At 45.5% G+C, this 11,166-nt stretch carries 13 protein-coding genes; 9 read left to right on the forward strand and 4 right to left on the reverse strand.

Annotated elements, in window-relative coordinates:
* Window positions 1–21: 21 nt before the first annotated feature.
* From L3V27_RS17455 to L3V27_RS17465, 3 genes are read left to right on the forward strand one after another with little or no spacing between them, the layout of a single operon-like run.
* Window positions 22–600, forward strand: a complete 579-nt coding sequence (locus tag L3V27_RS17455; protein ID WP_005393931.1) for a YecA family protein — start codon at window positions 22–24, stop codon at window positions 598–600.
* Window positions 601–623: 23 nt separating this feature from the next.
* Complete coding sequence (gene ubiH, locus L3V27_RS17460) at window positions 624–1,802, forward strand: 2-octaprenyl-6-methoxyphenyl hydroxylase (RefSeq protein WP_109169432.1); 1,179 nt, start codon at window positions 624–626, stop codon at window positions 1,800–1,802.
* A 31-nt stretch (window positions 1,803–1,833) separates the two neighbouring features.
* Window positions 1,834–3,042 carry an FAD-dependent 2-octaprenylphenol hydroxylase gene (locus L3V27_RS17465; RefSeq protein ID WP_005393929.1) on the forward strand — a complete coding sequence of 403 codons (1,209 nt, stop codon included), beginning with the start codon at window positions 1,834–1,836 and terminating at the stop codon, window positions 3,040–3,042.
* A gap of 65 nt (window positions 3,043–3,107) precedes the next feature.
* On the opposite strand, the gene L3V27_RS17470 is transcribed toward L3V27_RS17465, so the two are convergent.
* The 3 genes from L3V27_RS17470 to ygfZ all read right to left on the reverse strand — a co-directional run bounded on the left by L3V27_RS17470 (window position 3,108) and on the right by ygfZ (window position 5,388).
* Window positions 3,108–3,314, reverse strand: coding sequence for a DUF1107 domain-containing protein (locus tag L3V27_RS17470; protein ID WP_005380970.1), 207 nt, complete (start codon window positions 3,312–3,314; stop codon window positions 3,108–3,110).
* Between the two features lie 639 nt (window positions 3,315–3,953).
* On the reverse strand, window positions 3,954–4,427 hold the full coding sequence (locus L3V27_RS17475) for a YbaK/EbsC family protein (protein WP_031780369.1): 474 nt from the start codon (window positions 4,425–4,427) through the stop codon (window positions 3,954–3,956).
* Complete coding sequence (gene ygfZ / locus L3V27_RS17480) at window positions 4,420–5,388, reverse strand: tRNA-modifying protein YgfZ (RefSeq protein WP_237312402.1); 969 nt, start codon at window positions 5,386–5,388, stop codon at window positions 4,420–4,422. Before ygfZ ends, L3V27_RS17475 begins: the two co-directional genes overlap by 8 nt.
* A 189-nt stretch (window positions 5,389–5,577) precedes the next feature.
* Here ygfZ and L3V27_RS17485 point away from each other — a divergent pair, with 189 nt between their 5' ends.
* The gene (locus L3V27_RS17485) at window positions 5,578–5,838 is read left to right on the forward strand and encodes a succinate dehydrogenase assembly factor 2 (protein WP_005393925.1); all 261 of its coding nucleotides are present in this window, start codon (window positions 5,578–5,580) and stop codon (window positions 5,836–5,838) included.
* Window positions 5,786–6,268, forward strand: a complete 483-nt coding sequence (locus L3V27_RS23435; RefSeq protein ID WP_317411432.1) for a protein YgfX — start codon at window positions 5,786–5,788, stop codon at window positions 6,266–6,268. Before L3V27_RS17485 ends, L3V27_RS23435 begins: the two co-directional genes overlap by 53 nt.
* A 22-nt stretch (window positions 6,269–6,290) precedes the next feature.
* Here L3V27_RS23435 and nadB read toward each other — a convergent pair whose 3' ends face one another.
* A complete protein-coding gene (nadB, locus tag L3V27_RS17490; protein ID WP_041853018.1) occupies window positions 6,291–7,904 on the reverse strand; it encodes an L-aspartate oxidase in 1,614 nt (537 codons plus the stop codon).
* Window positions 7,905–8,457: 553 nt separating this feature from the next.
* On the opposite strand from nadB, the gene rpoE reads away from it, so the two are divergent.
* Genes rpoE through L3V27_RS17510 form a run of 4 tightly spaced genes read left to right on the forward strand, consistent with a single transcriptional unit; the run spans window position 8,458 to window position 11,118 of the window.
* Window positions 8,458–9,036 (forward strand): RNA polymerase sigma factor RpoE, encoded by a 579-nt coding sequence (rpoE, locus tag L3V27_RS17495; RefSeq protein ID WP_005380946.1) that lies wholly within the window; start codon window positions 8,458–8,460, stop codon window positions 9,034–9,036.
* A gap of 26 nt (window positions 9,037–9,062) precedes the next feature.
* Entirely contained in the window at window positions 9,063–9,689 is a 627-nt protein-coding gene (locus L3V27_RS17500) for a sigma-E factor negative regulatory protein (protein WP_046875100.1), read from the forward strand.
* The gene (gene rseB / locus L3V27_RS17505; protein WP_005393918.1) at window positions 9,686–10,651 is read left to right on the forward strand and encodes a sigma-E factor regulatory protein RseB; all 966 of its coding nucleotides are present in this window, start codon (window positions 9,686–9,688) and stop codon (window positions 10,649–10,651) included. The genes L3V27_RS17500 and rseB overlap by 4 nt, the downstream gene beginning before the upstream one ends.
* Complete coding sequence (locus L3V27_RS17510) at window positions 10,648–11,118, forward strand: SoxR reducing system RseC family protein (RefSeq protein ID WP_237312404.1); 471 nt, start codon at window positions 10,648–10,650, stop codon at window positions 11,116–11,118. The genes rseB and L3V27_RS17510 overlap by 4 nt, the downstream gene beginning before the upstream one ends.
* Window positions 11,119–11,166 lie beyond the last annotated feature (48 nt).

The raw sequence follows: 11,166 nt of genomic DNA on the forward strand, positions 1-11,166 counted from the left end.
TATGCAAGAATGAGCCAAGTTATGAGTGAAATCACCCTTCCTGAATACCAATCTATTGCTGCTGAACTGCAATCTGCAAGCCTAGCAGTAACACCTGCGGAATTACATGGCTTATTTGTCGGCATGTTAAGTGGTGGATTGGCGATTAATGATCAAACTTGGCAGCCTATTCTGTTTGACTACACCAATGATGGAATGGGGTGGCCTTCTACCGCGCTAGCGTTTGCTCAAAGCGTATTCACCGTTACTGTCAATGAACTCACGGGCACGTCGATGGAGCTGTCTTTATTATTGCCAGATGAGCCGGGAGAAGAAGGCTTATTCACGTTGGCTGACAGCGTGTCCGATTTCGTAAACCATTTTATTTCTGGGTTAGGTCTAGCAGGTGTTGCGCTAAATAAAGCGTCAGATGACGCTAAAGAAGCATTGGCTGACCTAGAAGAGATTGCCAAATTAGGCATTGATGAAGATGACGACCTCGGTGAACAAGCGCAATTGCTAGAACAAGTGATTGAACACATCAAAGCTTGCGTACTAACGATTCATGCTGAGTTTGGTGTTCGCCCTGAAAGTAGCGATAAAAAGCCTACTATTCATTAATCGTAGATGGTCCAGAGGTTAGCATGAAGCAATATGATGTAGTCATTGCTGGTGGTGCCATGGCTGGTGCAACGTTAGCATTGGCGATTGACCATTTGTCTCAGGGAAAGCTCCGCATTGCCGTCGTTGAGCCTTTTAAAGCGCAGTCAGATATGCACCCTGGTTTTGACTCTCGCTCAATCGCATTGTCTTACGGTACTGTCAATCTGTTGCGTCAACTACAGCTCTGGACTTCATTAGAACCGTTTGTCACACCCATTGAACATATCCACGTTTCTGACCGCTCTCATGCTGGGATGACGGAAATCACCAAGCAAGAGATTGGCGTTGAAGCACTAGGGTATGTTGTCGAATTAGCCGATGTTGGTCGCGTATATCAAGAATTATTAGATAGCAGCGCATCCATAACGCTGTTTTGCCCTGACTCTGTTACCGATATCGAGCGCGAGCAAGACTGTACCCATATTACGTTGAAAAGCGGTGAGCAGCTTGACGCAAAACTGTTGGTGGCAGCCGATGGTGCTGTTTCAACCTGCTGTCAGAAAATTGGTTTAGAGCTTTCTGAGCAAGATTTTGAACAAGTGGCTGTCATTGCCAATATTGTGACTCAAGAACCTCATCAAGGTAGAGCCTTTGAACGTTTTACTGAAAATGGCCCTGTTGCTTTATTGCCAATGAGTGACAATAGAATGTCCTTAGTTTGGTGTCTGCACCCTGAGGAAGCCCAAGCAGTTCTTGAGTTATCTGACCAAGCATTTCTCCAACGTTTACAACAAGATTTTGGCTGGCGTTTGGGCGCGATGAAAAAAGTGGGACGACGTGCGAGTTACCCATTGCTTCTTCGCCATCGAAAGCAAAATATCTCTCATCGTTTTGCGATTGTTGGGAATGCGGCGCAAACGCTGCATCCGATAGCTGGACAAGGTTTTAATCTTGGTATTCGCGACGTTGTCTCGCTAGCAGAAGAAATCGTGCAGCAAAGCGATGATGTTGGTCTTTATCAAGGCTTGATGCGCTTTAGTCAGCGTAGAGAGGCAGACCGAAGCGAAACGATCTGGCTAACCAGTGCCTTAGTGCATATTTTTTCAAATGATTTACCCGCGATGCGAATTGGGCGAAATACGGCCTTAGCAGCGATGGATAACCTTTCTATTTTTAAGCAGCCGCTACTGCGCCATACGCTTGGTTTGGTAAAACGATGAACGGCCGCACTGAATTAGGTAATAAAAAGCAATGATGCAAAGTGTAGATATCGCCATCATCGGCGGAGGGATGGTTGGGTTGGCACTTGCTGCCGCGTTCAAGGACAGCGATCTGCGTGTCGCCGTAATAGAAGGCAAGGTGCCAGATGAGTCGTTGAAAGAGTTACCTGATGTGCGTGTGTCTGCGTTGAGCCGTTCTAGTGAGACTATCTTGCGTAAGCTTGGCGCTTGGCAGGGGATAGAGCAACGCCGCGCTTCACCATACTACGGTATGGAAGTGTGGGAGCAAGATAGCTTCGCTAGTATTGAGTTCAATGCACAAAGCATGGCACAACCTGATTTAGGGCATATTGTTGAGAATCGAGTGATTCAACTCGCACTGCTCGAACAAGTCCAAAAGCTCGATAACGTCACTATGTTCATGCCTGCACGTTGCGCGACCTTAGCGGTGGGCGAACAAGAAAGTTGGTTGACGCTTGACAATGGTCAAGCCATGACGGCTAAGTTAGTGGTCGGAGCCGATGGGGCAAACTCGTGGCTTCGTCATCAAATGGATATTCCGTTAACGCATTGGGATTATGGACATCATGCTCTGGTCGCGAATGTTAAAACCGCTGCTCCGCACAATAGCATTGCACGACAGATTTTTACTCCTCAAGGGCCATTGGCGTTTTTGCCAATGTCGCAACCAGATATGTGCTCTATTGTTTGGTCCACTGAGCCAAATCGTGCAGAGCAGCTATTGGCAATGAGTGAGCATGATTTCAACAAAGCATTGACGAGCGAATTTGATACACGACTTGGTCTATGTGAAGTCGTGGGAGAGCGTGCCGCGTTTCCTTTGAAAATGCGCTATGCGCGAGATTTTGTTGTGGAGCGAGTCGCATTGGTTGGTGATGCGGCCCATACCATTCATCCTCTAGCGGGCCAGGGGGTAAATTTAGGTCTATTAGATGCAGCCAGCCTCGCTCAAGAGGTGTTAGCGCTATGGAAGCAAGGCCAAGATATTGGCAGCAAACGCAACCTAAGAGGTTATGAGCGTTGGCGCAAAGCGGAAGCAGCAAAGATGATCGCTGCAATGCAAGGGTTCCGAGACCTGTTCTCTGGAGAGAATCCTGCTAAGAAGCTGGTTCGTGGCATTGGTTTGAGTTTAGCGGGTCAATTGCCGGGAGCGAAAGATGAGATCATGAAGCGTGCGCTTGGTCTAAAAGGTCATCTGCCTGATCTGGCACGTCAGTAGGTGTAAAGCGAACTTCAAATACACAAAAGGCTGGTTAATCCAGCCTTTGTTTTATCAACGTTTTGCTAAGCATATGCGCATCGGAGTTTCATTATTTCTTGGTTGATCTCTTTGACCGCTCGGAAATGGCGTTGCTCTGCTTTCTCCGGCAGTATTAACTTGCCGTTATCAAACTCGAATCTACCGACCCCGTAAATATAAATTCTTCCTTTAAAAAGACGACTTATATGTTTAGCAATCATACTTGGTGTATAGCGCTTAAACAGTCTCATATTTACTTTCCTTTTATCTAACCTAGCCTAGGTATTCTACGTTTTGGACGCGAAAATTATTGTGACAGCCATAGTATTAAATACAGATGTAGGGTGTTGCGTCAGAGATTTGTGTTGTCTTAGACAATTTGACAGTGTCATCTCTTAAATAGCGTGAGGATTACCCCAAAAAATCACCGTTCAAGGAACCCTTACAACAATACACTCCTTTTTACGTGACGCATTAAGCAATAGTTTTGTTACAGAATTAAGAATAGAACGAAAATGATTGTTTGCTAATTGTTTCTATTGAGGTGGTATCCAACAGAACAAACTTTACGTCCTAACGGTTAGAGAAAGAGGAAGAGAAAAAAGTTCCGCACAAAAAAAAGCCCGCTTCAGCGGGCGAATAGTCACAGATGCATTACACAAAAGTGGACAGCTGACGGCATGAATACTGTCATTCAGTCAGCTGATTCACTTTATGTTGGTTAAGTGCTTGTTTGAAACTTAACCAACAAATTCAGCATATACGAGTTTTATCTTTGTGACTATTTATGTTTTATATGTGATTAAAAATTCTATCGTCTATTTTTATAGATATGAGCGAGATCACGTGGTGATAGAAAAACTACGTGCTATTACATTATTTTTAGACGACTAACGACAGATCTCAGCTACGGTCGGCTGACACAATTGGATAAGATCTTGGATAGAAAGCGCCAGTCCAGCCATACGATCGCCACTGCTGATCGTGACTTCCTGTTCTTCTAGTAAGCTAGGATCGAACACGATCGGCATGTGTCGTTTGAGTAATAGTGGAGTGACAGTACCAATTTTGTAACCCGTGATGGCCTCAACGTCGGCTTGATCAACGCAAGTCATCCGGCGGCATTGCAGTAACGAGCGCACTTTTTTGGGATCGACACTACGATCACCAGGAGCACAGGCGAGAGCATATTGATTACCCATGTCTCGTAGCAAGATCGCTTTTACCATTTGAGAAGGGCGAATGCCGCGTTGTTGCGCGGCATCCTCAATAGTGGTTGCTGGTCTTTGATGCGGTAACAGACGAAACGGAATGTGTTGGTCTGTGAGAAATTGCATCAAAGGAGTATTGATTGTATTACTCATCATCAAGGCTGTAAGGCAGTGATTCGATTGTCCATTCACATTCTGGTTGAGCAACCAAACGAAGACGAGTGTCTTCATCGAGATTATTGGGCAGTACGATCAGGCCAATCGCTTGATTGTCGCTGAACTGGTAGTGGTTTAATAAAGCACCCACTGAACGCCAGTTTTCACCCACGCTGCGTTCGAGCTCAATTGGCTCGTCACTAAATGGAGCAGAAGTTGCCCCTTTTACGATGTACATCGCACGTTTATTTGTACCGCGATACTTAGCTCGTGCTACCGTTTCTTGTCCTGTGTAGCAGCCCTTTGTGAAGCTAATGCCTCCTAAAGCTTGCACGTTGAGTGCTTGTGGAATGTGAGCATTCTGCGCGGATGCAGAGACAAATGGTAAACCAGCTTCAATGTCGAAACGATTCCAAAGCTCATTTGTCGTAAGGGCAGCATCTGTATTTTCAACGACTTGTTGCGCAGCTGACGCACTTAATATCAGTAGCCAGCGGCTTTGTGAAACTTGTACCGCGGTGCCGCCTTCAACAGGGCGAACGCTGCCAGTCGTTTTGCTCATTGAAGAAATAAGCTCGTCGGCTTTTACGCCGGCAACACCTAAGATAACTTCATCAGAAGCTTCAATCGTTACTTTAGAGAAAATGGCGTATTTTTTTATTTCGCTAAGTTCTATGTCAATCGCCGATTTTGGTTGGATCATGCCGTAGCCATCGTGGTGATGGAAAAGGCGGAACACACTCCACACTTTACCTTTCGCATCACAATGTGCGCCTAATGTTGATTGGTCTTGTTCTAAAGAAACGACATCGCAGGTAACCTGACCTTGTAAGTATGATTTTTTATCGTCACCGACCATGGTGATCATGCCGAAATTGTCCAGCAGCGAGATAGATAACTCTGGAAGTGCGTCTTGAGTTGAGAGAGGTAGTGCTGAAAAACGAGTTTGCCATTCCATAATTACAATGCCTTTTGAAGATATTTTTCCGCTATGTTATACCCAAATAACCTTGAGATACTAGGGGAGCGATTTACGAATCAACATTTGTCTGCTTTCACTATCGTATTGTGACCCGCACACTAGTGACGTAGCACATCCCTTGTTACACTCCGCACTAACAACAAGACATCTATGAAGGAATAGTGAATGTACACTCCGGAAGAAAAAGCGCGTATTAAATGGGCTTGTCGTCGAGGCATGCTTGAGCTTGACGTAGTAATTATGCCGTTTTTTGAAGAGTGCTTTGATACTCTGAGTGAACAAGAGCAGCGTGACTTTGTTTCTTTACTTGAATGCGATGATCCTGATCTGTTTACTTGGATAATGGGGCATGGCCGCAGCGAAAACTTAGGTCATGCTGCAATGGTTGATAAAATTGTCGCCCATAACCTCAGCAAAGTTCGTTAATTTTACCGCTTCTCCCTCTCTGACTGCCCGAGTTCTCAATGTAATACTTTTCTTACTGATGACTTGGGCCGTTACCCTCTCTAGCATCCCTCTCGTATTATCGATTTATTTGTTATTAATGATTGTTAAGGCACTATTGAGCCAAGGCTTTGTTAAACCGACAAGTCAGGGTTATTGGTATGTGCATTGCGATGGCTCAGTTAGGTTTGAGGCCCTTGAGTATAGTGAATGTTCGGCGCCTCTTGAGTCTGAAAAGGATCAGTTACAACGAATCGATACATCGATATTGCCATTCAAGATAACATTTCGATTGGAGTCTGGCCGTAGCGTCACGATTTGGCGTGATAGCTGTGACGATCAGCATTACCGTCAATTATCTTTGGTATTACGCCAGTGGGAAATGAAACAGGGAGCCAATGCTCCCTGTTGATGTAATAGTTTATTTTGTCGAATTAAAGCTGTTTAGCTGGAACCAAAATCGTTGGTCCGCTGTTTTCCAGTTGGTTCGGATAATCAAGCGTGTAGTGCAAACCTCGACTCTCTTTACGCTGCATCGCACAACGAACCATCAGCTCTGCTACTTGTAAAAGGTTACGCAGTTCTAATAAGTTGTTCGAGACACGGAAATTGCTGTAGTACTCATGCGTTTCTTGTTGCAACAGTTGGATACGGCGCAAGGCGCGTTCTAAACGCTTGTCAGTTCGTACAATGCCCATGTAGTCCCACATAAACAGACGAAGCTCGTGCCAGTTGTGCTGAATGATCACTTCTTCATCACTGTTGGTCACTTTACTTTCATCCCAACATGGCACCTGTGAAGGAAGCTCCACGTTAGTGTGATGTTTTAGAATATCTTTCGCCGCAGACCAAGCATAAACCACGCATTCGAGAAGTGAATTTGATGCCATGCGGTTAGCACCATGCAGCCCTGTATAGCTGACTTCGCCAATCGCATACAAGTTTTTAAGATCGGTGCAGCCATTTCTATCCACCATGACACCGCCACAAGTGTAGTGCGCAGCAGGTACGATTGGGATTGGCTCTTTGGTCATATCAATGCCCAAGTCCATCAAACGTGAGTAAATGGTTGGGAAGTGCTTAGTAATAAAGTCCGCAGGTTTGTGACTAATGTCGAGGTACATACAGTCGGCACCCAAACGCTTCATTTCGAAGTCGATAGCACGAGCCACGACGTCACGCGGAGCAAGCTCTTTACGCTCATCGAAATCTGGCATAAAGCGAGAACCATCTGGACGACGCAGGTAAGCACCTTCACCACGTAACGCTTCGGTCAACAAGAAGTTACGCGCCTCGGGGTGGTATAAACACGTCGGGTGGAACTGGTTAAACTCCATATTTGCCACACGACACCCTGCACGCCAAGCAATCGCAATACCATCACCAGACGACACATCTGGGTTAGAGGTGTATTGATAAACTTTTGAAGCGCCACCTGTAGCGAGAACCACAAATTTGGCCCGCACGGTTTCGACATGCTCTTCGTTGCGGTTCCAAATATAAGCACCGATAACTTTGTTTTTATCACCGCCAATTTTGTCTTCGGTGATTAAGTCCAGCGCATTGTGGCGTTCGAGAACATGAATGTTTGGATGGTTGTGAGCGTTATCTTGCAGAGAGGTTTGCATCGCCATACCTGTTGCATCTGCCGCGTGAAGAATACGACGACGGCTATGGCCACCTTCACGAGTTAAGTGGTAACGAGGCTCATCGTCAGAGTCATCCTCTTCACGATCAAATGGGACACCACCGTCGATCAACCACTGCACGCACTCTTTTGAATGTTCAGCAATGAACCTCACAGTATCTTCGTCACAAATACCATCGCCGGCGATTTGTGTATCTTCAACGTGTGACTCAATGGTGTCTGACTCATCAAATACAGCAGCAATACCACCCTGGGCATAATAGGTCGCCCCTTCGCTGCGTGGCCCTTTACTCAGCACCATCACTTTACAGTGGTTAGCAACGCGCAAAGCCAACGACAAACCAGCCGCGCCACTCCCTACCACTAACACATCACACTCATGTTCACGATTTGTGTTCATATAACTTTTATAATCCCAAGCTAAGGTAACAAAGTCACCTTGTGTATTATTTGCACACCATGTGCATTCCATTATCGCGACACCTGTCGCTAAGGGCTAAGTTGGGAGACCTATCGACATCCGTGTTACTGCGGTGACTGAGCCACTCTTCTTTTTCATGCAGAGCATGAGCATGCTTCCTAAGTTATATTTGTAACGCGGTGTTCAGATAGCCATTAGCCATGCAAATGAAAAGTAATAGTTTGTCAATGCCATTGCTTTTCCATGCTCGACCCAGCACAATCTGGGACAGAGATCATTCATTATACCCAATTCCCCTCAAGATGCTCGCTTGTCAAACTTAGACTAAAGTCAGGCAACGGTGGTCATTTGGGTATAGACATCACATTGTGAAAAAACAATGACAAAAAACTTGAGAAACCATGGAACTTTCTCATTCACGTTAGGGTCACAATAGTGCTCAAGTAAGCAGTGGTGTCAATACTACGTTTTGCATAATTAGTACCCATATCTGAGAAGAGTAGGGGCATAACAAATAGGAGTATCCGCTCGAATGAACGAGCAGCTGACCGATCAAGTATTGATTGAGCGAGTTCAGAATGGCGATAAGCAAGCATTCAACCTGCTGGTAACGAAGTACCAGAACAAGGTATGTAATCTTATTTCCAGATACGTTAGTAATCCTGGCGATGTACCAGATGTAGCACAAGAAGCGTTTATTAAAGCTTACCGAGCTATTCCCAGCTTTCGTGGGGAGAGTGCGTTTTATACGTGGCTGTATCGCATTGCAGTGAATACTGCGAAAAATCACATTGTTGCTCAAGGGCGTAGACCTCCAGCGACAGATGTCGATGCTGAAGATGCTGAATTTTACGAAACAGGTAGTGCACTTAAAGAAATATCGAACCCTGAGAACTTAACGTTGTCCAAAGAATTGCAACGGGTGGTGTTCAGTGCAATCGAAGCTTTACCTGAAGATTTAAAAACCGCAATGACTTTACGAGAGCTCGATGGCTTGAGTTATGAAGAAATTGCAGAAGTGATGGATTGCCCGGTAGGAACGGTACGATCGCGTATCTTCCGTGCTCGTGAGGCGGTGGAAAAGAAAATCAGACCTCTTTTGCAACGCTAGTACAAGTAATAACTATGGTGAAAATAATGGCTGACAAAGAAAAACTTTCAGCTCTCATGGATGGAGAATTGGTCGATAAGGCTTTAATTCAAGAGTTAGAGCAAGATCAAGAGAGCCGTGATGCTTGGCAGAACTATCACCTGATTGGTGATGTGATGCGAGGCGAAGCGCCAGCAAAACCTGAGTGGAATATTGCTGAAAGCGTGGCGTTAGCGTTAGAAGATGAACCTGCACATCGTGCGTTTGATTCGCACGGTGCAAATGTTATCTCAATTGCTGATACGCCAAAAGAGTCGCAACCAGAACCGCAAAAAGCAAAACGTCAGTTGCCAGGTTGGTTGACACAGTTTGGTCAAGTTGCTGTTGCTGCATGTGTATCGCTTGTCGTTATTTTAGGTGTACAGCAGTACGGTGGTAGCGATTCAATGTCGCCGCAAACAGACCAATTGCCTGTGTTGCAGACAGTTCCGTTTGCTGGCAGCGCAGAGCCTGTGAGTTTAACTCGTGAGTCTGTTGAGCGTTCTGTAGGTGAAGCAAATATGCAAGAGCAACGTAAGCGTGTTCATGCTATGCTGCGAGACTACGAATTGCAGTTACGAATTAACAGTGATGCATCTCAACAAGATGCAAATCTGAATCCGGATATTGAATGAAAAAATTTCTGATCAGCGCTTGCGCTCTGTTCAGTATGATGTCTTCTCAAGCCTTTGCTGGTGATAAGCCAGCGGAGGCTTTATTGCATCAAATGAGCGAGGCGAGTAAGAATTTAAGTTACGAACTCTCTTATATCCTTATCAAAAAGAACAGCATTGAGCCGTTGCTGTATCGTCATGCGACGCATGGTGACGATCAATATGCTCATCTTGTCTATTTAAGTGGCCCTGTACGCGAAGTGATTCGTCGCGGCACAGAAGTAAGCTATATCGAAACGGGTTTAGAACCATTCACCATCGAGTCAGGTAAAATGGTCGCTCCGACCATGCCTATGCTCAATACCAATATCGATGAGCTAAACTTGTATTACGACTATGTAAAAGTGGGTAGAGCTCGTGAAGCAGGTGTAGCAACACAAGTGCTGCGTGTCGTCCCTAAAGACGGTCTGCGCTATTCATACGTACTATGGATCGATGAAAAGAGTAAATTGCCGTTACGTGCTGACCTTGTGGACCGTGATGGTGAGATGCTTGAACAATATCGCACTATTTCTTACACGGTGAATCCAAAAATCGCAGAGTTAATGAGTGGCCTACAAGATGTTCAATTACCAGCTGTTCTCACCATGCCAAAAGGCGATATTGGGACCAGTAATTGGCAGGTAGGTTGGATCCCTGAAGGTTTCGAGCCGAACGAGCTCAACCGCTATCGTATGGCCGTTACTAATCAAATGGTGGAGAGCCAGCTGTATTCTGATGGTCTGTTTAGCTTCTCTGTTTACGTAGCAAACAAAGATGAGCATTCGTTAAAAGGGCAGTTGGTTCGCCAAGGCAGAAGAACGCTACACAGTTTTGTGAGCGGTCAACATGAAATCTCCGTTGTAGGAGACATTCCGCCGACCACAGCACAACGTATCGCCCAATCTGTCACATTTAATGTAACAAAGAGTAAACAACAATGATGACCGCGTTGGCTACTGTGACAGACGTACATCGTCGCGGTAAACAATACGAAATTGATTTAAGCTGCGAACAGCAGACCAGTTGCAGTAGTTGCTCTTCACAGAAAAGCTGTGGAACGGGCGTTGTGACTAAAGCCATTGGTAACAAGAGTTTATCTTGGAACCTGCGCACGGATAAATCAGTGAAGATAGGTCAAGTCGTCGAGATAGGCTTTCCTGAGTCGAGCCTGATAAAATCAGCAATGGCGGTTTATTTACTGCCGTTGTTTGGTTTGATTATCGGTGCGATGTTTGGTCACTTCCTATTAGCGCCGCTGACCGCGGGCGGGGAAGGTATCATCATATTGGCATCAGTACTATTTGCAGCTGGTGGAATGTGGATCGCAAAACGTGTTTCTCGTCCGTTAGAGGATGAATCCAAGCGCCAAGTTACCCTCGTTCGGGTACTTGGAGAGCCAATCCAGTAAGTGTTGTCCCCCTCCACTAAAGGTTATTTGGGTATGTACTTTAAATTA

It is taken from the genome of Vibrio sp. J2-3(2022) (assembly GCF_021725735.1).
Taxonomy (GTDB): Bacteria; Pseudomonadota; Gammaproteobacteria; order Enterobacterales; family Vibrionaceae; genus Vibrio; species Vibrio diabolicus.